General features: G+C 45.2%; 22 protein-coding genes and 1 pseudogene. 7 read left to right on the plus strand and 16 right to left on the minus strand.

Annotation, left to right across the window (positions count from 1 at the left end):
• Positions 1-125: 125 nt before the first annotated feature.
• From IEY34_RS11955 to IEY34_RS11970, 4 genes are read left to right on the plus strand one after another with little or no spacing between them, the layout of a single operon-like run.
• Positions 126-1,589 carry a spore germination protein gene (locus tag IEY34_RS11955; protein ID WP_189011681.1) on the plus strand — a complete coding sequence of 488 codons (1,464 nt, stop codon included), beginning with the start codon at positions 126-128 and terminating at the stop codon, positions 1,587-1,589.
• Positions 1,590-1,613: 24 nt separating this feature from the next.
• Positions 1,614-2,804 (plus strand): Ger(x)C family spore germination protein, encoded by a 1,191-nt coding sequence (locus IEY34_RS11960; RefSeq protein ID WP_189011683.1) that lies wholly within the window; start codon positions 1,614-1,616, stop codon positions 2,802-2,804.
• A gap of 3 nt (positions 2,805-2,807) precedes the next feature.
• Positions 2,808-3,056, plus strand: a complete 249-nt coding sequence (locus IEY34_RS11965) for a hypothetical protein (RefSeq protein ID WP_189011686.1) — start codon at positions 2,808-2,810, stop codon at positions 3,054-3,056.
• A gap of 4 nt (positions 3,057-3,060) precedes the next feature.
• Positions 3,061-4,155 carry a GerAB/ArcD/ProY family transporter gene (locus IEY34_RS11970; RefSeq protein ID WP_189011687.1) on the plus strand — a complete coding sequence of 365 codons (1,095 nt, stop codon included), beginning with the start codon at positions 3,061-3,063 and terminating at the stop codon, positions 4,153-4,155.
• A gap of 140 nt (positions 4,156-4,295) precedes the next feature.
• Here the strand turns inward: IEY34_RS11970 and IEY34_RS11975 are convergent, their stop codons facing one another.
• The 3 genes from IEY34_RS11975 to IEY34_RS11985 all read right to left on the minus strand — a co-directional run bounded on the left by IEY34_RS11975 (position 4,296) and on the right by IEY34_RS11985 (position 5,926).
• Positions 4,296-4,628 carry a hypothetical protein gene (locus IEY34_RS11975; RefSeq protein WP_189011689.1) on the minus strand — a complete coding sequence of 111 codons (333 nt, stop codon included), beginning with the start codon at positions 4,626-4,628 and terminating at the stop codon, positions 4,296-4,298.
• A gap of 174 nt (positions 4,629-4,802) precedes the next feature.
• The gene (locus tag IEY34_RS11980) at positions 4,803-5,333 is read right to left on the minus strand and encodes a GNAT family N-acetyltransferase (RefSeq protein ID WP_189011691.1); all 531 of its coding nucleotides are present in this window, start codon (positions 5,331-5,333) and stop codon (positions 4,803-4,805) included.
• Positions 5,334-5,374: 41 nt separating this feature from the next.
• Positions 5,375-5,926, minus strand: a complete 552-nt coding sequence (locus tag IEY34_RS11985; RefSeq protein ID WP_189011693.1) for a hypothetical protein — start codon at positions 5,924-5,926, stop codon at positions 5,375-5,377.
• Positions 5,927-5,988: 62 nt separating this feature from the next.
• Between IEY34_RS11985 and IEY34_RS11990 the strand changes: the two genes are divergently transcribed.
• Positions 5,989-7,626: a GMC oxidoreductase gene (locus IEY34_RS11990; protein ID WP_189011695.1), complete on the plus strand. Its 1,638-nt coding sequence runs from the start codon at positions 5,989-5,991 to the stop codon at positions 7,624-7,626.
• 42 nt (positions 7,627-7,668) lie between these two features.
• Here the strand turns inward: IEY34_RS11990 and IEY34_RS11995 are convergent, their stop codons facing one another.
• From IEY34_RS11995 to IEY34_RS12055, 13 genes and pseudogenes are all read right to left on the minus strand, one after another.
• Positions 7,669-8,472, minus strand: a complete 804-nt coding sequence (locus IEY34_RS11995) for a phytanoyl-CoA dioxygenase family protein (protein ID WP_189011697.1) — start codon at positions 8,470-8,472, stop codon at positions 7,669-7,671.
• A 102-nt stretch (positions 8,473-8,574) separates the two neighbouring features.
• Entirely contained in the window at positions 8,575-10,113 is a 1,539-nt protein-coding gene (locus IEY34_RS12000) for an extracellular solute-binding protein (RefSeq protein WP_189011705.1), read from the minus strand.
• Positions 10,114-10,208: 95 nt separating this feature from the next.
• Positions 10,209-11,069 carry a carbohydrate ABC transporter permease gene (locus IEY34_RS12005; RefSeq protein WP_189011707.1) on the minus strand — a complete coding sequence of 287 codons (861 nt, stop codon included), beginning with the start codon at positions 11,067-11,069 and terminating at the stop codon, positions 10,209-10,211.
• Positions 11,063-12,007 (minus strand): ABC transporter permease, encoded by a 945-nt coding sequence (locus IEY34_RS12010; protein ID WP_189011709.1) that lies wholly within the window; start codon positions 12,005-12,007, stop codon positions 11,063-11,065. Before IEY34_RS12010 ends, IEY34_RS12005 begins: the two co-directional genes overlap by 7 nt.
• 120 nt (positions 12,008-12,127) lie before the next feature.
• The gene (locus tag IEY34_RS12015) at positions 12,128-13,921 is read right to left on the minus strand and encodes a sensor histidine kinase (protein WP_189011711.1); all 1,794 of its coding nucleotides are present in this window, start codon (positions 13,919-13,921) and stop codon (positions 12,128-12,130) included.
• Positions 13,922-13,928: 7 nt separating this feature from the next.
• Entirely contained in the window at positions 13,929-14,717 is a 789-nt protein-coding gene (locus tag IEY34_RS12020; protein WP_189011714.1) for a response regulator transcription factor, read from the minus strand.
• A gap of 190 nt (positions 14,718-14,907) precedes the next feature.
• Positions 14,908-15,480, minus strand: a complete 573-nt coding sequence (locus IEY34_RS37805) for a discoidin domain-containing protein (RefSeq protein ID WP_373291234.1) — start codon at positions 15,478-15,480, stop codon at positions 14,908-14,910.
• Between the two features lie 30 nt (positions 15,481-15,510).
• A pseudogene (locus IEY34_RS37810) lies at positions 15,511-15,877 on the minus strand (polysaccharide lyase family 8 super-sandwich domain-containing protein); the annotation flags it as partial.
• Positions 15,831-16,076, minus strand: coding sequence for a hypothetical protein (locus IEY34_RS37815; protein ID WP_189011802.1), 246 nt, complete (start codon positions 16,074-16,076; stop codon positions 15,831-15,833). The pseudogene IEY34_RS37810 and the gene IEY34_RS37815, both read right to left, overlap by 47 nt.
• A gap of 25 nt (positions 16,077-16,101) precedes the next feature.
• On the minus strand, positions 16,102-16,554 hold the full coding sequence (locus IEY34_RS12040) for a response regulator (RefSeq protein ID WP_189011720.1): 453 nt from the start codon (positions 16,552-16,554) through the stop codon (positions 16,102-16,104).
• Between the two features lie 73 nt (positions 16,555-16,627).
• Positions 16,628-17,101 (minus strand): cache domain-containing protein, encoded by a 474-nt coding sequence (locus IEY34_RS12045; RefSeq protein ID WP_189011722.1) that lies wholly within the window; start codon positions 17,099-17,101, stop codon positions 16,628-16,630.
• On the minus strand, positions 17,098-17,508 hold the full coding sequence (locus tag IEY34_RS12050; protein WP_189011724.1) for a hypothetical protein: 411 nt from the start codon (positions 17,506-17,508) through the stop codon (positions 17,098-17,100). The genes IEY34_RS12045 and IEY34_RS12050 overlap by 4 nt, the downstream gene beginning before the upstream one ends.
• A 521-nt stretch (positions 17,509-18,029) precedes the next feature.
• A complete protein-coding gene (locus IEY34_RS12055) occupies positions 18,030-18,341 on the minus strand; it encodes a YbjQ family protein (protein WP_189011726.1) in 312 nt (103 codons plus the stop codon).
• A 302-nt stretch (positions 18,342-18,643) separates the two neighbouring features.
• On the opposite strand from IEY34_RS12055, the gene IEY34_RS12060 reads away from it, so the two are divergent.
• On the plus strand, positions 18,644-19,378 hold the full coding sequence (locus tag IEY34_RS12060) for a response regulator transcription factor (RefSeq protein ID WP_189011804.1): 735 nt from the start codon (positions 18,644-18,646) through the stop codon (positions 19,376-19,378).
• Complete coding sequence (locus tag IEY34_RS12065; RefSeq protein ID WP_189011727.1) at positions 19,375-21,144, plus strand: sensor histidine kinase; 1,770 nt, start codon at positions 19,375-19,377, stop codon at positions 21,142-21,144. Before IEY34_RS12060 ends, IEY34_RS12065 begins: the two co-directional genes overlap by 4 nt.
• Positions 21,145-21,197: the final 53 nt, after the last annotated feature.

A 21,197-nucleotide genomic window follows, 5' to 3' on the forward strand; every position in this document is an offset into this window, starting at 1 on the left:
AAACAGACATGTATGTTTCTTCCTCCAATTGGTCAATATAACCATAATAAATTTCTGGAAATAGGAGTTGTGCTCCCATTCAACCAATTTCGATTACGCATGATTGCTTGGATATCGACCTAGACATGAATATTCAAACGATTCACAATGCCTTGGGAGGAAGTCCAGATCTTATAATAAGACAAATGGTTTTGATCAATGAATGGCAGATTGCCTTGTTTTATATGAATGGTTTAACAGACATTGACATGATTCAATCCGATATCATCGGCTCGCTAATTGATCTCAAAAAATTGAACACCGAGTTCGATCTCATTGATGCAGACAACCCGCTCGCTTACCTCAAAGAACAAACGCTTTCCGTCGGCGACATTGGCTCCATTCAAGAGCTGAGCTCGCTATTTACCCATCTTCTGTCAGGTGACGCCATCCTGTTGATGGACGGTTATGCAGAGGGGCTGCGTATCGGCGTTACAGGGCGCGAAGAGAGAACGATCAGTGAACCGACATCTCAACCGAGTATTCGTGGTCCCATGGATGCTTTCACTGAAAATATCAAAACGAATATTTCATTGATTCGCCGTAGAATCAAAAATCCACACTTATGGCTGGAAGTGCATGAAATTGGCGAGGTTACGAAAACAAGCGTCGCGATTATGTATATAAGCCAAATTGCGGATGATCATATTATCCAAGAAGCTCGACACCGCCTGAGCCAAATTAATATAGACGGCATATTGGAAAGCGGCTACATCGAAGAGTTTATTCAAGATAAATCGTTCACCCCCTTTCCTACCGTGTATAACACGGAGCGACCGGACACGATCGCCGCAGGCCTGTTAGAGGGTAGAATTGCTATCTTGATCGACGGGACCCCCTTCGTATTACTCGTCCCGGCGTTATTCGTTCATTTCATGCAAACCTCTGAAGATTATTATCAACGGGCTGACATCAGTACATTGATAAGAGTGATTCGTTACTTGTCATTCTTGATCGTACTGCTCGTTCCCTCCATGTACATTGCGATTACAACCTACCATCAAGAGATGCTGCCGACCAATCTCCTATTGAATCTAGCTGCACAACGGGAAGGTGTACCCTTCCCCGCTTTTATCGAAGCTTTGTTGATGGAAATTATTTATGAAATATTACGTGAAGCAGGCATTCGAATGCCACGAACGGTCGGTCAAGCTGTATCCATCGTGGGCACTCTCGTCATTGGCCAATCCGCCGTGGAAGCTGGGATTATATCAGCCGCCGTGGTGATCATCGTTTCTATCACAGCCATCTCAAGTTATGTAATCCCTGCGAATGCCATGTCCATTTCTGTACGCATGATCCGTTTTGTATTAATGGGCTTAGCCGCTTCTTTTGGTTTATTTGGAATACTCTCCGGGATTATTATACTGGCGCTTCATCTTAACAGTCTCCGCTCCTTCGGAATTCCTTATATGAGCCCGCTGGCTCCGATTGTTTTCGAAGATCAGAAAGATACTTTGTTCCGCTTGGCATGGCCACGGATGATTACCCGCCCTAGACTATTTAATCAAAAAGATAAAGTTCGTCAGCAAGCTTCTAAACACAAATAACGCGAATTTCAGAGGTGAAGGCCTATGATACGAATACCAAGGGGGCTTGTAGTCGGCATATTGCTTATCATGGTGTTGACCAGTTGTTGGGATCGACGTGAATTGAATGAACTAGGCATTCTTGCGGGGGTTGCTATCGATAAAGTAGGTAATCAATATCAACTCTCTGTGCAAGTTGTCGTTCCAGGTGAAGTAGGCACGCGGGCAAGAAAATATGGCGCCCCGGTAACCTTATTTCAAGCAACTGCCCCTACCTTATTTGAGGCCTTCCGCAAACTGACTGAAACGAGTCCACGAAAAATTTATACGGCGCACATACGAGTGTTAATTTTGAGTGAAGCCATAGCCCAGGAAGGAATAGCCAAGGTACTGGACCTTCTAGTCCGAAATCCAGAAACTCGAGTTGACTATTACGTTATGGTTGCGAGAAAGACATCCGCCGAAAACATTCTCAAAATCTTGACACCACTGGACAATATTCCAGCAGAAGCTTTGTTTCATTCCCTTGATACTTCGTCCAAAGTGTGGGCTCCGATCACGAAAGTTACCGTCGATATCTTAATTGACCAATTGATGACCAAAGGTATGAATCCGGTTTTGCCCGGCATTTCGATTGTTGAACATGGCCTTGCTGAAAACAAAGTTGAGGATATTGATCCGCCTGTCAAGTTGCGATATTCCGGATTGGCCGCTTTTAAAAATGATAAATTGGTTGGTTGGCTCACCACAGATGAAGGCAAAGGCTATAACTACATCCAAAATCAAGTAAAAAGCACGGTTGGCACTATTCACTGTCCCGATGGTAAATTGATCTCTTTGGAGGTACTTCGTTCTCATACGGATGTCAAAAGCTTCATGGAACAAGAGGACCCCTATATGCAAGTGGCGATTAAAATGGATGTGAATATTGGCGAAGTAACCTGCCACATCAATTTAAATGAACCTCAAACGATTGAGTGGTTGCAAAAAGAAGCTGAACATGATCTGGAAGCCTTGATGAAAAAATCAGTTGAAGTGATGCAAAAAAAGTATAAAGTCGATATCTTCGGTTTTGGTCAAGCCACTTACGAAGCAAGCCCTAAATTATGGAAATCGATTGGAGACGATTGGGACAACCATTTTGCGGATCTTAAAGTCGTATATCAAACGAGCATTAACATCCGTAACATAGGAATGATCACCAACTCCGTGGAAAAAAGAATGAAGGAGAAATAAATCGTGCTGTATACCATACTCATCGTGGCAACGTTGGCGATACTAGCTGCTGTATGCGAGCTCCCTGCATTAATTAGACAATCCCGTAGAAGAGATGTATTCACGTATTCGATTGTGTTGATTATCGGCTCTCTTCTTAGCGTATTTGCACTAAATGAAATCCAAATTCCTAGTCTAATGAAACTGCCTGAACTCATGTACAAACCGCTGAATGAGTGGATGAAGCACGCACTGAACGTAAAGGATGGTTAATAGGATGGAAAATAGAATCATAAGCACCAAACAGTTAGCCATACTTGTTATCTATTTTATTATCGGTGATATGCTGCTGATCCTGCCCTCCTTAACTGCTGCGGCTTCCAAACAAGATGCTTGGCTATCGGGAGGCACTGGATTTCTTGTCGGATGGCCGATTGCCTGGCTCCTATTCCGGTTTAGCCGTTTATTCCCAAAACTAACTCTTGTTCAATATAACCGTGTCTTGCTGGGCAAATGGGCAGGCGGCTTCATCACGATCTTCTATTTATATTATTTCCTCACCTCTGTCTCCATCTTGATCCGAGAAGTAGGAGACTTCTTGAAAACGCAGATATTCACCGTAACCCCACTGCATGCCATTCATATTATGATGATCATCCTGTTAGTTTGGGGCGTCAAAAGCGGGTTGGAGACAATTGCGCGAACAAGTGAAACTTTCTTCCCTTTGTATTTACTGCTATTCTTTTCTCTCTTTATTTTGCTCATCCCCCAAGTCAAATTCGAGAAGCTCCATCCCTTCATGGGTGAAGGCATACTGGCTATCATTCATGGCTCTTTATACAGCAGTACCTTTACATTTTGCGAGCTGTGCACGTTTCTGATGATTTTTCCCCAAGTGATCTCCAAAGATCATACGCAAAGGGATTATCTACTAGGTGTAACTTTCGGCGGTATTGCCATTAGTTCAACGATACTGCTCACCATTACAGTCATCGGACCCAACTTGGCATCCATTGAACTTTATGCGGCTTATCTGACCGCACAGAAAATCAACATCGGTAATTTCGTCCAACGGGTTGAAGCCATCCTTGCGATCAATTGGATTATATCCACCTATTTTAAGTGCATCTTGGACTTCTATGCTTTACTGCTCGGCACTTCCCAATTACTCAACCTTCGCGACTACCGAATCCTATCGGTTCCGGCTGGGTTTGTAATCTTTGGACTTGCCTTTGCAATAACCACGAATATCGTTTATTTCAATTCCATTGTCAGCTATTATATTTTCTGGGATGCTACCTGCGCGCTAGGCATTCCTTTGCTCCTTTACTTCGTTTATTTAGTCAGGAAAAATAAGTTGATTATTGAGTAGGCAAGTATCCTGGGGGGCTTTTATTCAAAAGCTTGCTTTCTCATTTTGACAGGTTTCTAGATGCTCTCATGGACATGAAAAAAGCACCATTCAGTGATGATGCCTGTTAATAAAACTTCTCTTTTAGTTTGTAACCCCAATCATAGGGGTTTATTGTCAATCATAGCTTTGGGTATATTACCTTTTTCATCCCATTCATTTGAAATAAACTTATTTTTAAATTGCTGTCTAAAATACTTTCTTTTTGCATCACCTTCAACCAATACATAATAAAAATGTGATGTTTCAATTATTCTCGGTTCTTTAAGTAATTCATTATATCTTCGCTGTATGTTATTCGAATACGCAACAATTGAATTCACGGTAATTTGATTATAGAAAACCAAAATACCTTCTTCAGACGGTAATATTGGAACATTTGATTCTATTTGAAAGTGTAGGGAGTGTGCTAACTCCGACAATTCTTCATGCAATTTTATTCTGCTTATATCCAATAAAATTCATTCATATCAATATCTTCAATATTAGATTCGTTAATACCAACAACATTTCTTTCATTAGTCATAAAAATTCCTCCTACGAAAATTTTCAAGAAATACATTATTCTATCGTTTTAAACAAATTCCATATTCTATTGACATAGCATTCTATTTTAATCCGAAAACTAATTTAATATCAGTCCAACCATAAGTAATATCCTTATAAGTTTGACCATTCACTTCAACAGTCCCCTCAAGAATTTTCTGCCCACCAACACTTTCATAAAATTGACGAGACGAAGCATTTTCAGCAAAGACTGAAACAAGCATTGAGTTAATTCCAAAGTCCATTAAGTCATTCACCAAACTCTTTACTAATTTACTTCCCAGTCCCAAGCGTTGGTATTCGTTTAATAAGTATATCGCATAGATTTCTCCTTTATAAACATCATCATCTTTTCGTTGCTTACCGCCCCAGATGAATCCAGCGATTTGTTTACTATGGCTCTCTGCGACATAAATGCTTACTTTAGATTTAGGATTACTTAATGCTTCAGTGAACCGTGGGGTTGACCATTTATGGTTTAGGTTATCAAGAAAATCTTGCGACAAGATCCCCTTATGTGAAGTTTTCAAGCTGTTTATATGGGCGTGTACTAGTCCTGATACATCCTCTAATACCGCTTTTCTTATAATCATTGTTAAACACCTCTAAACTTATTTTCAATGAAATTGCTCTTTTACATTATGTATTTAAGTACCTCATCATCCCAAACCTGAGCCTCTATGTATCTTTCTGGAGCTAGACTGCCATCACAATTCCAAACTTGGGGTAAACCGTAGAGTTCAAGTAGTCTTGGTAGCTCCTCAAACGTATAAACTTGCCCCCTATACGGTTTTCCATCTTGTACGCGCATTGCTGGAAATGAGTCACCATATGTAAAACTGATTGCGTTTAAATTCAGATTCTCAATCGCTATTCTCAAGCTTGCACCTTCTTTATACCATCCCTTTAGCCAATCGCATGTACCTAAAGTCATGTAATGAGGAAATGATTTCTTAGGTACACCGCCTTTATCTATGAACAATTGTCTAATCCTACGCTCTAAATCAATCCTCAACTCTATATAGTTTGCTTGTCTTTTACTTGCAAACGATTGATTAAGTTGTCGAATATTTGATAATATTCCCTCAGCTTGGTTGACTTGCAAGCTAGAAAGATTCTTAAAAGCTCCAACTGATTGACTAATAAAAGAAATACCTTTCTCAATGACCTTTTCAGCAAAACCCATCCTCATAAATAGAATTCTTGCTCATAAGATATATCATAATTGCTGAATGGATGTGACCTGTTATGGATTCCTATATTGCACAAACGGGTGATACCTTAAGGAGTATCGCCTATAGTTTGCGGCTTGATATACACAAACTACTATCTCTCAATCCACACATTCAAAATCCCGATACTTACATCGCTGGGCAAAAGGTGATTTTCAAAAGAATGATTCCTATTCCCATCGCTGCCCCTCAGCCTCCCGAAACCGATCTAAAACAGTGGATTCCTTTAACTTCATTAGAGCAAATGTCCCAAACAGAATACGATGTGCTTATTATCGGGGCCGGGGCCGGGGGTCCTGCAGTCCTATGGAGATTATGCGAGCAATGGGGACTAAACGGCAAACGGATTGGTATCGTCGAGAGAGGAGATCTCTTAATTCCCACGCATAGTATGAATATTCCTACGTTGAATGCATCCCGTAAACGGGATTTCTACAAAAATATTTCGCATCCGCTAGGAAAATCCCAACCTGACTATCCAGGAGCATCCCAAGTTTTCGCGTTGGGAGGCAAAACCTTGTTCTGGTCGACGGCTTCGCCTCGCATGCATCCCGTAGACATGAAGGAATGGCCAATCTCTTACGAAGAATTGACCCCCTATTATAATACCGCTGAACGGGTTATGAATATTTCGAAAGGATATACGCAAGATTCCACGATTACTACGGTGATGCTCGAAATACTTAGAAGAAGCGGTTTCCCTGAGGTTACAGAGCTGCCAACGGCAATTGACCTTTCGGCAACGAAGTTCGGTCAAGTCCATTCCAACGCTCTATTCAGTTCTATTGCCTTTCTGGGTTCGGCCTTAAATCAGCGGCCGTTTGATTTAGCCGTAAATGCGCGCGCTGTTCAGATCTTGTCCGCCAATGGAAGCGCAACAGGTGTACGGGTCATGTCACCAGACAAAAAATCTTACTTCATCAAAGCAAAAACAATTGTCGTGTCCGCGAGTACTTGGGAAACTCCCCGCCTTCTCTTATATTCGGGAATACCAGGAAAAGCCATCGGTCATTATTTAATGAATCACTCCAAAATAGTTGCAACCGTAAAGATTGACCGCAGCTATTTTCCAGATGTGTTAGGGACGCTGTTTATTTGGAAACCTCGAACAGTTGGTGATCCTTATCAAATGATCATCTATGGTCCGGATCTAGAAAAATATTTATGGTATCCGGTTTTTGAAAATAAACAAATCCTCAAAGAATTTGATATCGGAATCGAAACCCTGGGTGTTGTCGAGCCGCAGTTTGAAAATTACATCTCTCTAACCCCCAATAGATTGGACACGTACGGGGTACCAGAAATACAGATTCATTTCTCCTATAGCGAGAAGGATAAGACCATTATTGGGCAAATGCTGTACGCTACAAATAAAATGATTTCCAGTCTACAAGCATCCATCGCCGTAAAAAACCACCAGCCCGAATTATCTTTATTCGTACCGGGAGAAGATTACCATGAAATGGGAAGTTGCCGTATGGGCAACGACCCTTCCACTTCTGCCACGAACTCCTATGGGCGTATACACGGAATGTCCAACCTATATGTGGCTGACAATAGCGTTATCCCCTACAGCGGGGCCGCCAATCCTACATTGACAACGGTTGCCTTAGCGATCCGCACGGCAGACCATATTATTCATCAATTAAAATAAGTATCTTACAGGAATAATCAAATACCAAATGTATTCCCGCCGTTAACCGAGAGGCAGCTCCTTCAATGGTACCATAGATTCTGAGGGAACATAGTATTTAAACGGGTTCTCATCAATAACGCCAAGAAGCTGCTTGCGATAAGGAGAAGCGTTTTCCAAAAGCCTGTCTGAAGCCGTTCGATAATCAATAGGCCTCATCCAGATCGGGCTGTAGCCCAGAAACAACTGCCGGCGTGTAAATTCCGAGCGATTAGGCGCCCCAGCATGCCATAGGTTTTGTGGGAAAATGAACACATCACCCGGTTTGCCGCATATTTGCACTTCACCTGCCATCTGACCATGAACATCCTGACTCTCTGGATGAAAGTGCTTATTATGCGAACCAGGAACAATTTTCGTATTCCCACGGTCCGGCCCCGACATGTCGCTCAGAATATAGCAGGTTTTAATATAATAGGTAGAGGTAATGCCGTCTTGCTTCGGAAACTGTGGATGCGGACCGTCTTGATGCCAGTTGATGAAACTATGCGATTCCGTTTTTACATCGTTCGGGTTCGGTTTGCGTATGGTCAAATGTGAGATGTGCAGCTGAATATTATAGCCCAGCAGATTCACCATTAGCGGAAGCAGCGTCGGCTCGTCGATAAGTGAAGCTATTTCATCGTCACGCTCTACACTGTTATAGATGTTATGAGCTAATGATTCCGGCTCTTCGGCAACGATTCGGTCAATGGCAGCATTCAAACGATTAACTTTATCTTCCGACAGAACACCTGGCAAGATCAAATAACCATTCTCGTTAAATTGTTGAATTAGCGCTGGAATATCCAGTTTTGTTTGTGTCATGTGAATACACTCCTCCTATTAAATAATGGCCACTTTTTTACTCGTGTAAATTTATCTTTTAAAAGAAAAGGAAGGCACTTTCCCCTTCCTTCTCCTCAACTTCTACTTCACATAACCGAGCTCTTTGATTCGTTTGTCCGCTGCATCTAAGTACGCTTTATAATTCATCGAAGTTTCCAATGTCTTCAGGAAGCTGTCATACTCGCTGAGCGGGCGCTTGCCATACATGAATTTGGAGAACTCTTCTTCAATATAGCGACTCGCGTCTGCGGCATTGTAGCCACTCGGCATATCAACGAATCCAGCCAATCCATCAATGTGCGGCTGTTTGCTTGCGAATTCCATAAATTTAGCCTGCGGTCCGAATTTCACCGTCAAATACTCCATTTCCGGGCGGCCTGCGAATTGATACAGCCAGAAATAGCCACCTTCTTTGCCCATCAGGTCTGTTGGGACAACTTTACTGCCATCGAGGTTATAATGCTTGCCTTTCACCCCGTATTGCACCAACAAAGAACCATCCTTCGAAGAAACATAATTCAATAAGTCAATGACCTTCTGCAGCTTCTCCGGATTTTTCTCAAGCGACTTCGGAACCGCGTACAGCGCTGCTGCCTTCCCAATGTCGTAGGCGCTTGCATATTTGCCGCCTGGTCCTTTGATTGCATCAACCTGTACCCATTTGGCATTCGGATTCACAGCTTTAATTTGCTCGACAAATTGATCCTTCGTAACATTCGGCCAATCCAGATAGACGATACCCGCTTGCCCTTTAATCGCTTTTTGTTGATGCTGAAGACCTGAGTTGGCCAGCAGCTCAGGATCCACCGAGCCGGAAGCAATCATTTTCTGTACGAAAGCAAGCGCATCCTTCATCCCCGAATCATACAGTGCATTCACTACTTTATTATCCTTGACATAAATGCTTGGTGTGCCGCCGTCCATGCCTACGCCATAAGCTCCGAAAACAGTATCAAATGCACCCGCTTTGCCGCCAGTGAGCCCGTACGTATCTTTTTTTCCATTGCCGTCTGGGTCCTTCTCTGTGAATGCTTTGGCAACTTCGAGCAATTCTTCCGGGGTGGTAGGAACTTTCAGATTCAGTTTATCGAGCCAATCCTGCCGAATCCAGTACGTATTGTAGGGAACTTGCGGCGACTTGGCGATAGCATATGTTTTGCCGTTCAGCATCCCTTTCTTCAAACTGTCAGCCCCAATAAAGTTTTGCACCGTCTTAAGCTTATCCAAATAAGGCGTGAGGTCCAGCAAGAGACCTTGATCCGTAAATTGCTTTAATTGCTGGCGGTCTACAGCGAATAGATCCGGGAAGTTCGCGGATGACATCCGTACGTTCAACTGATTTTTGTAATCATCGCCGGATGCATACACGGTCAGATTGAGATCCGTGCCCAGCGCCTTATCCAGTTCCTGCTTAATAACATCCTGATCAGGAGAAGGAAGACCGCTTCCCGTTTCGATAATGTCAAGCTTAACCGGTTTACTGCTGGCTGCGGTTGGGCTGCTCTGCGCAGTTGAGTCAATAGGCTTATCCGCAGCAGGTTTTCCTCCGCAGCCAGCTATAAGTGTTCCACCAGCGAAAGTCATAGCGAGAAGAATTGGCACGAGCAATTTCTTTTTCATAGATACCCCTTCTTTCTTTGAAAGTGACAGATGTTTCTATTGTCGCCGTTACCGAACGAACCAGGCTGCAGTCCTGAGTCATTCAACATACGGGGTCAACCTTTGACGGAGCCCATCAGCATGCCTTTGGTGAAATGCTTTTGAATGAACGGATATACAAGAATGATCGGCAAGCTTGCAGAGACAACAGACGCCATTTGCATCGTTTCAGTAGGAAGCATATTTTCGGCATTTTCCAGCGGTTGCTGGGTCAGCATGAGAATCTCGCGAATAACGACTTGCAGTGGAAATAAATTGCGGTCTGTCACGTACATAATCGCCTGGAAAAATTCATTCCAATGACCCACCATGTAGAACAACCCAATCGTGAGCATAGATGGAATAGAGAGCGGCAATACGATTTGCCATAAAATCCGGAATTCCTTCGCGCCATCCATCCGAGCCGATTCAAACAACTCTTCAGGGAGGCTTTCAAAAAAACTTTTCATGATCAAAATATTAAAGCTCCAAATCGCATTCGGTAAAATCATGGACCAGACGGAATCCAGAAGCCCTAACGATTTCACAACCAAATAGGTCGGAATGAGTCCCCCGCTGAACAGCATCGTAAAGACGACCATAAGCAGGAAATAGCTTCTGCCAGGGAGATTGCGGCGGCTAAGCGGATAAGCCATCAACGAAGTCAGGATCAGGTTTACCAGCGTGCCCACCACGGTGATGAAGATCGTCACCCAGAAAGCTTTTGGGATATTGGTTTCGGTGAAAAGCTTGTGGTAAGCGCTAAAGGTGATGGACTTCGGAATCAGGATGAAGCCGCCGTTCTTCAGTACCTCAGAGAAAGGTGTGATGGATACGGCTATCACATACATCAGCGGCACTATGGCCGCTAGCGCAGCAAGCCCGAGAATGAGGACAACGATCGTATTCACGATCCGGTCTTCCCAGCCTCTTACCATATGCCCTCACCCCATTTCTTGGATAACTGATTGGAACCGAGTACCAGAACGAGTCCAATAAACGATTTGAACAATCCAACGGCTGCCCCCAGAGAGAAGTTGAGCTGCTGCAGACCTGTCCGGAACACCCAGGTGTCCAATATGTCGGCAACTTGATAAACTTGAATGTTATACAAAATATAAATTTGATCGAACCCGGCATCCATAATATGACCCAGCTTTAAGATGAGCAGAAGCACAATCACATTGCGAATGCCTGGCAGCGTAATGTGCCAAATCATCCGCAGACGGCTTGCGCCATCCACGCGAGCTGCCTCGTACAAGGTCGGATCGATCGCTGTCATCGCTGCCAAGTAGATAATCGCGCCCCAACCGAGATCTTTCCAAACTTCGGAACTTACCAGAATCGTCCGGAAGTAATCGATCGATGTCATGAAGCCTATCGATTGTCCGCCGGCATCTTCGATAAAGCGGTTGACAACCCCGGAGTTCTGCGAAAGGAGTGCGATTAAGATGCCGTATATAATGACCCAAGATAAGAAATGCGGCATGTACGTTAGCGTCTGTACGACCGTTTTAAACCAGCGCAGCCTGCATTCATTAAGCAGCAGCGCCATAATAATTGGCGGGGCCATGCCAAAGACCAACTTATAGATACTAATAATGAAAGTGTTGGCCATGAGCTGTCCGAAATACGGAGAATTAAAAAATGTCTGAAAATGCTTGTACCATGGATCAGCCCAGCCACTGCCGAGAATGCCATCCAATATTTGAAAATCCTTAAACGCAATAATCACACCATACATCGGAATATAGCGGAAAATAACGTAATAAATAACACCGGGCAAAAGCATGAGATAAAAAGCTCGAAAAGCCCAAATCTGCTTCGCTGTTAATTTAAGTTTTGTTTTCTGCCCAGCTACAATTTGCTGTTCCATTCGGCCACCTCTTTTCCATCTGTTCACTCGCTTACTAACGGGTTGAATTTAGTATAGCAAGCGCTTTCTTTGGAAAATATACAGGGATCCTGCGAAAATGTCCGAATTATTGCAAACGCTTTATTTGGTTTTTTCTACCTGTTCATGTTCCACAGCGGGAAGTTCGATTCGAATCAACGTACCGCTTTCTGGCCGGGAGAAAATAGACAATCCGTACTCCGTTCCGAAATGCAGCCCAATTCGTTCTTGGACATTCATAATCCCGATTCCTGTGAATCTATGTTTACTCGGCGCTTTGTGCCGCTCTTCAAACAGACTGTTCAAGACCTCTGAGTTCATCCCAAGCCCGTTGTCCCTGATCGTAATAATCAGTTTATCCTTCACGCACTTCGTCCGAATACGGATCGTTCCCTCACGCTTGAGCGGAACAATTCCATGGAAAATGGCATTTTCCACAAGCGGCTGCAAGGTTAGCTTCAGAATTGTTTTGGATAGCGTTTCAGAAGCGGCGTCGATCTCCATCGTGAACTTATCACCGTATCTTACCTTCTGAATGTACGCATACATGCGCAGCCCTTCCAACTCGTCCGCCAAAGTGACGAACTCCGTGCTTTTATCAAAGCTGAAAGACAGCAAGCCAACAAGTGTCTTGATCGTTTCCCGAACCTCATCGATTTTGTGCTGCTTGGCCAAAGAACTAATACAAGCCAATGTGTTATACAAAAAGTGGGGGGCGATTTGACTCTGCAGCATTTTCAGCTCGAAATGCTTCTTGCGGCGTTCCGCCTCCTTCGTTTCCTGCAGCAGATGATGGATCCGCTCCATCATGGCGTTATAGCTTCGGGCCAATCGGCCGATTTCATCATTTCCAGTCGCGTGTAGGGTGTGAAGAACTTCCATATCTCGAACCCGGTCCATCTTCGCAACCAGTGTACGTACAGGCAGCGTAATATACCGGCTTATCATATAGGTGCTGATTAAGACAAGGAATATCCAGAAAACGCCCGCCGTGCTGAAATTTCGGTAAAGGCTGCGAATATTTTGATAAAAAAAACTATTTTCATAGAAAGCAATAAAATACCAGCCAAGCTTATTCATCCCGGACTTCACAGCAACCAAATCGCCTTCCGAGCCTGTAATCTCCGCTGCTCCTAGAGGAAGTTCTGACACCTTGTCGACAAAGCCTGCATCCAGCTCCGGCGGGAACACAGACGTATTATACGGAAGCAGTCGGTAGGAGCTAAGCGGGAGCCCGGCATCGAACGAATGAACAACATTCTTTTTGTTGGTGATGATCGCAAATGTTTGATTCTTCGTATTCATGAATTGAGCGATTAGATTCGTTAATTGAACAAGATCGATTTCCACGACAGCAATCCCTTTGAATAATTTCGTCGAAGAGGATTGAATCGGCAGAACGAAGGCTACAGTTTTACCCGACATAGGGGACTGATAGGGCTCAGTGATAAACATCCCGTAGGTTTGCTTGGCTTTCGTGAGCAGTATGGGAATTTGAGGATTGCCAATAATATCGAAGGTGGTTTGAGAGTTGGAAATAACATGACCATCTTCACCGACCAAATAGAGCGATTTATACAGCGTTCTGTTCATATTCGCATACGAACGCAGAACATCCGCTGCCTCCTTCTCTTTGCCTTCGTTCAACAAATCTTCACGGGTCGAGATAAGCATAAGAATATTTTGCACATTGTCCAGATAAGCATTCATATACAGATTGGTTCGGTCAATAATAATTTGGGCGTCCGACACGACCTGCCTCCGGAACAATCCTTCCGCTTCGCGCAAGTTGATCCAGCCAAGCCCTCCTAGCAGAACAAGCGTTCCCAGTGATAAAAAAAGAAAATGTTTGGCCAACATGCCCCAACTGCCAAACCAGGATATAAGCGCTTTCATATTGTCATCAGCCCTTTTTATAATCTGTTGGTGCTACCCCGGTCCAATTTCGGAAAAGCTGCGAAAAATAGCGGTAGCTGGGAATCCCTACTTGCTCGGCCACTTCGTACACTTTAAGCTGCGTGTTCTGAAGCAAGTTCACAGCCTTCTCCATGCGCATCCGAGTGACATAATCGTTGAAGGATTCACCGGTTTCTTCCCGGAACAGACGGCTGAGGTAATACGAGCTCAGCCCCACCTCATCCGCAACGGAGGTCAGCGTAATCGGATCTCCCAGCTTGCTCACGATAATTTTTTGTGCCAGTTTGACTTCTTTTCGAATTCTCCGTTCATCACTTGTTCCTGTCTGTTGCGGATTGGATAACTCCCGGCGTATTCGTTCCTGCTCATAATCCCTTAAATCGGTTTCACGTCTGATCGCCGCTCTCGCCTTTTCAATCGCTGTCTTCATGTCTGCTTCATCAAACGATAGCTTCGTAAAGTAGTCCAAAGCCCCTAACTTCAGCGCTTCTTGCGCATAATGAAAGTCGCTATGGCAGGTTAACAGCACGAATTGGATGAGTGGAAATTGTTTTTTTGCGATGCGAAACAATTCCAATCCATCCATGATGGGCATGGTGATATCCGAGATAACTAGATCAGGCTCCAAGACCTTGCACAGCTCCAAAGCCTCTTCTCCATTCTCCGCTTCTCCGACCAGTTCAGCCCCAAATGAAGGCCATGGCATAGACCGGAGTTCTTGTCTTAACGGCAATTCATCATCAATGATCAGTACACTTATCGGTGTTATAGACATGTAGACCTCCTCCTTATGAGTGGAATCACCCACACTATTATGACAATAATACCAATAATCTAACCTTTTGTTTATATAGAATGTTGTGAACACACAAGAAGCCCATCTCAAGTTTGGATGGGCTTCTTGTTCTAGCTGGTGGTGGCGGCGTTGCTGTGGCGTTGGTTAAGGTGCTGGAGGAGCCCAAACTTCAAGTTCCACATAATGGCTGTACGCATTGAGTGTACTTCCATTCACCCACAATTGTACATACCCTGCGTTCGTTGTAGCAAATGGAATATCCTTTCCGGTGCGAATTAGGCGCATAAATTTGCACCTCAACAATGTGTTTAAATTGGTTAGCCGTGTTGCCATGGCCGATAATTTTCACATATCTTGCCTGCACATCAGCAAAATCGTAGACCTTAATATCAGCAGATGTTCCTCCAACCATAGAACTCTCGCTATATACATTGGTCCATACGGAGTTATCGTTTGACACCTGAATATTGAATGTAGTTGCTAGGGAAGCCTGACTCAGAAAGTTAATGCCCAAATAACCAATGGGCTGCGATTTGCCAAGGTCATACTGGATCCATTGATTGTCGCCCAAGGAAGTCCATCTGGAATCCAAATTATTGTCCAGTGTATTCAGCGCCACATTGCCGTCGTTGCTGCTGTCCGTTACTGCATACACTTTCTGACGCAGAGGCTCGTTTGCAATTGGCGTTGAAGCAGGAGAATCTATATCGATACTTTTGGAAGTGGTCGCTTTATTCAGCATCCTCTTCTCAATGGTCGTTTCAATTTTCCGATTGTCTGTGCTGTTAATTCCACTGCCGAGGGCGACGATTTCATCGTCAAACATAAACCAGGTTTTTCTCGCTTTAAGCGTGTTGTTCACGGCTTTCAAATCCATGCCCACTGCCGCATATTGATTAAGAAGCTCGCTGCCCCCCGTCCATGCATTGGGACTTAAATAATTCGTATTGGAATTATCGGCTCTGGTCATCGTATCCACTGTGGTACCGGGCAAGCAGTACAGGTTTACAGTTGGAGAGAAATCTGCCCCTTCTGTGATCCCCTAACGGTGAAAGAACCGATTCATAATTAGCAATTCGGCTAGACGACATGCTAACCCCGAATCCGAAGCCAGGTTTCAGATGGACAGCTCTGTCCATACCTGCATACACTTTCGTTTAAAACCTTTTCTCCTCTAGGAATGATATTCGAATCATTGAGCACAGACTTCGCCATTCTCAAGCTATCTGCGGGTGGTGCTGACTGCGACAATCGCAATATACCTCCCATAACTTTATGCCCTGAAACCTGGTCTTGATAATAATTTCTTCCAATTTCCCGGCCTCTGATCATATCCATCAGGGCACCTTTGTAGATAAATGGCTCATACGAGTCGTATACCCATCCAAGATCGATTCATAGGCAGTTTGCGCAAAATCAATTGGGCAGCCTCATGATTTCGTTCCTGTATAATACGCTCCATCGCCGAGCTCAAAGACTCATGAAAGGCTCGCGGATCAATCGGTTTCAGAATATAGTCCAGCGCGTAGAGCTTGATGCTGCTTTGCGCGTATTGGAAATCGTCGTAGCTGGAAACGACCATGTACTTCATCCAGGGATACAGCCGATTGATATGTTCGATCAACTCTAATCCATCCATGGCCGGCATTCGGATATCCGTGATGCACAACGCATAATAGTCTTCTAGCCATTCCAACGCCATAACGCCATTTGAAGCCGTTCCCGAAACGACCGTTGTGTCGTTATACCCCGACACGGATTTAGACAAACTGCTGCATATTAACATGGAATCATCTACAATAAGCACTCGAATCATGTTATACCCCCCTCTTAGGATCGATACGGGAAACGAATGATAATACGCGCCCCGCCTTCTGGCAATAATCGCTCTACAGAAACTGGCGAATATTCGCTATGCTTTTAGCCAAATCTCCGTAAGGTACGATAACAATAACTTTCCAGTCGGTGCCTGTGATCGTTTGATAAACGAACATTTGTTTCGATTTTGCGCTGTAATAGGAGCCCGAGAGGTTGGAGCTGATATTCATAAAAATGCCTGGATCCAGCTTTGTATTGATTTGCCCAGGGTCGGGGTAGGATACAATCGTTCCCAATTGATCAATAATCATGCCAAGCCCGTTCTCGCCCAGCTGGATTTCATTTAATATTTGCTGTTTAGCATGAAGGGAAATATCGATTGCCAAATAACCGGTTTGTTCGGCAAAACGAAACTTTTGTGCATAAGTTAAAATAGGGATTCTCATCGAACTCCCTGCTTTATCGGTGTACTGATCGTTCATCGCATAATAGCGTGAAATTTTTCCTGTCAGATCCATACTTTCCAGCCACGATTCATTCTTCATCGAATACTAAGGTGCCAGAATGGATTCCCACACATATATTCGTTCCGATAGGTGCTCTCGTTCCCCTTCTCGTTATACAACTTGATGGACAAAGTTTCTGGATGATAGGTGGTAAAGGGGGTAATCCATTTTTTTTCTATCTTTTGGTAGCTATCGAAGAGATCATATTTATCATCGGGCCTAGTCTTTAACCAATCCTGAAACTCTCTGCTTCCGCTAATCGTATGAAAGAACTGTTCATTATCCCTTAAATATCGGCCCAAGTTCAGGTTGGCTTGCTTCAGAATCTGATTACTGAAACGCACCACATCATTATTGATCGCCTCAGAGCTTTTAATGAAGCTGAATGTGCTGATCCCGGTTACCGTCATAAAAATCATGGCAAAATAATGAGAATGAGCTTCCATTCCAATGAACTCCGGATCGCTTGAATCATGCTCATTCCCTCCTCGAACAGATGTTTACGCTTTCAGACTCCTTTGTCAAGATTTATGTTACCCAATATTTCTTCCCATCACCAGAGTTTAATAGGCGGAACCTAGCTAACCAAGTTCAGATAACTGTTAAGGTAAAAAAACGGCATCGCCGCCTTGAGAGATCAGCTTCTCAGTAGCGACAAAACCTATGGGAACTCTAGTGCGCTATTTCTGCAATAGATGGGATATGAGGGGCGTAGCGGAACTACAGGGTCTTATTTCCACGAAAAGCGCTGAATTTCCCGCTAGAAAGAAAAATAGCGGACTGTAGTTCCCTTAGCCTCGCGAAAAGGACACTTTTGGCTAGAATAGCGGACTGTAGTTCCCTTACCTCCGCGCCGAGGCAGCTGGGGTACCATTTTGACAGTATTTATTGGATTATATTTCCTTTTATGGATGTTTTTTAATAAAAAATGCCACTACCTGGAACGTAGCGGCATTAGTAAGGTGGCTTACACGATCACGGCCGTCCCACTTACGGCGACCATCAGCATGCCATCGCGAATAACTTCGTAATCAATATCGACTCCGACAATCCCATTTGCTCCCATCCCCGAAGCTTTCTGGGTCATCTCAGCCAATGCCGCATCTCTCGCTTCCTGAAGTTTGCCTTCGTAAGCGCGCGAGCGCCCTCCTACGAGATCGGTAATTGAAGCTTTGAAGTCTCTGAACACATTGGCTCCCATAATAACTTCATCGGTGACAATGCCCAAATACTGTTTGATCGGGGAACCTTCAATAGTTGATGTCGTGGTTATAATCATATATTTTCCTCCTCTATTGGCCTAACTATTTGGTTTGGTGATACGCTTGTACTACTGTCTTTCCACCGTGAAGCCTTCCTTCTCCAGCAATGGAACTACCCCTTGGTTGCCCAATCCGAAGAGTTGGTATATGCATGCAAGGATCCCGCTTTGTTGGCCTTATCGTTTTCACATCCCTATCCTACCAGCCCCAATGAAACAGAACCTAAACGGCTAGATAAACATCAGCTTAATTTTGCTCCCGCCGTTTAGGTTCTGTTCATGTGAGTATGCTACTATGGAAATGGAAAAGGGTGAAAATGATGACAAGTCTATCTGATATTAAAATCGCAATCGTCGACGACGAGCCCTCGATTGTCACCATGCTGCAAATGGTGCTTCGCAGGGAAGGGTTTCATCAGCTGTACGCGGCTTCCACCTGCGCCGAAGCTCTCGATGTAGCAAAGCGTGAAGCCCCCGATATCGTCCTGCTCGATATCATGCTTCCCGATGGCAGCGGTCTGGAGCTCATCTCCAAGCTCCGCGAATACGGGAATCCGCATATTTTGTTTCTGACAGCCAAAGCTTCCGATCTTGATGTCCTGCGAGGATTCGCCATGGGCGGGGACGATTATATTACGAAGCCCTTCAATCCTCTAGAGGTGGCCGCGAGAATTCTGGCGCGTATACGCCGTCTGGAGCCGGAAGCTCCCTCAACCAGTCCCGTGAAGGGGACCGAACCGGGCGTTTACCGATTCGGCCGCTTCACCCTCAACGAGGCGGAGGGCGAGCTGATTGTAGCTGGGCAGCCTGTTCCTTGCCCAGCGCAGGTGTTCCAGCTGCTGCTGCACTTCTGCAAGTTTCCCGGTATCGTATTCTCCAAAACACAGCTCTACGACAAGGTTTGGGGAATCAACGGACAGGGCGATGACTCGACCGTGATGGTGCATATCCGGCGTATTCGGGAGCGGATCGAGATCGACCCCGGCAACCCGAAGCTGCTGCTTACCGTACGCGGACTCGGCTACAAGCTGGTGAAGGAGCCACAGGAGCGATGAAGATCCAGCGGCGCATGGCATTCCATTTCACGTATCAATTGATTTTCTACGCCCTGCTGATACTGGCCATTACTCTGGTTGCCTGCATCCTATTTTTCCAGAACATGACGAGTAATGAGATACGCCGGAACTTTCCGGTTGGCGTCCTGCAACAGATCGCTCAAGAAGCTACTTCCAAAGACGGGACGATTCAGATCTCCCCCGAGTGGGAGAAGCTTATCGAGGAGAAAGGAATGTGGCTGCAGGTTGTCAGTGCCGAAGGAGCGGTGATCTACACCGTCAATACAACTCCGCATCATGCGCTACCAGCCTCCTACTCCATCGCTCAACTGCTCGATATTCAGGAGACACGGACGCTTGGGACGTATGCCGTACACACTCAGCTGAATTTTTCTTTCCAGGAGCCGCTTCTATATATGTTGGGCTACCAAAATCCTGACCTTGACCAGCTCACGGCTTGGTTCAACGCTTACGAACAGCATGGAATCGTGCGTAGCGAGGCGGTTCCCCTCTTGGACCAGCGGCTGCGCCAAAGCGGCAGTTATCTGGAGGTGATCAATCCCGAAAGCCAGATCGTACAAAGCATCGGCGATGGCGCATATGTGCAGAAGGCGTATCGACCGCTGGATATCCTGGCCATTCAGCAATCTCCCAGCAATTATGATACGAATATTGTCACCCATCGGGACAAGCTGAGCGGAATGACCTGGATCCTCTATACAACCCACACAGCGGGAGCCCCTCTTAAGCATCCTGTGATGGAAACGGCAACGCGTGCACTCGTCTGGTTTGCAGGACTGATCCTGCTGTTGGCGCTGCCGATCTCCATCTGGCATGGCTATCGCTACGGTCAGCCGCTGATTCTGTTCGCAGGCTGGTTCGATCGTATGCGCAAGGGACAATACGACCAGGTACTGACCGCCAAGGACGTACGCAAGGTATTCCGCCGCAACGGCACGTTGCGAATCAGCTATAGACTCTATAAGGAAGTGATCGAATCCTTCTATCAGATGACTCATCAATTGACTCAGACCGAGAAGGAACGGGAGCGGCTGGAGAAGGCGCAAGCGGAGTGGATGTCAGGAATCTCTCACGATCTGCGCACGCCCTTGGCCACAATTCAAGGTTATGGGTATATGCTGGAGAGCTTGCCTGAGCAATGGAGCCATGAGGAGATGCGGATCATAGGCGCGACGATTCGGGAGAAGGGGGATTATATGCTCGAGCTGATCTCCGACTTTTCTTTGATTCATCAGCTCAAGCAGGGTGATTCGATCATGAAGGTTCGAGAGATCGACTTGATTGAGTTGGTCCGCTGCTCCGTACTGAAGTATGTCAACGACACCATGATGTCCGAGTATCAGTTTCACTATGTTGGGGATGAGCGTCCCTTGCTGATACAGGCCGATGAAACCTGGCTGCTGCGGCTGATGGACAATTTGCTGTCCAACGCCGTGAAGCATAACCCGCCTGGCGTGATCATCACCGTATCTGTCGGCAGGATGAACGACAAGGCATGCATACGCGTAGTCGATAATGGCAAAGGGATGGACGAAGAAACGCTGCATCATCTGTTCAATCGCTACTACCGGGGAACGAATACCGAGGAATCCACAGAAGGCTCAGGGCTGGGGATGAGCATCGCCAAAACCATCGTGGAAGCGCACGGCGGTGAAATCCAGGTCCAATCCAAAGTGTGGCAAGGCACGAAAATTGAGATCCTGCTGCCCGCATACGCCAAAAATCCCGATGTATCACGGGTGTAAAATCCAAAAAATCAAGTAAAAGAGGCTACTCTTCTCATCACTAAATGATGGAA

It is taken from the genome of Paenibacillus marchantiophytorum, from assembly GCF_014640555.1.
Taxonomy (GTDB): Bacteria; Bacillota; Bacilli; order Paenibacillales; family NBRC-103111; genus Paenibacillus_E; species Paenibacillus_E marchantiophytorum.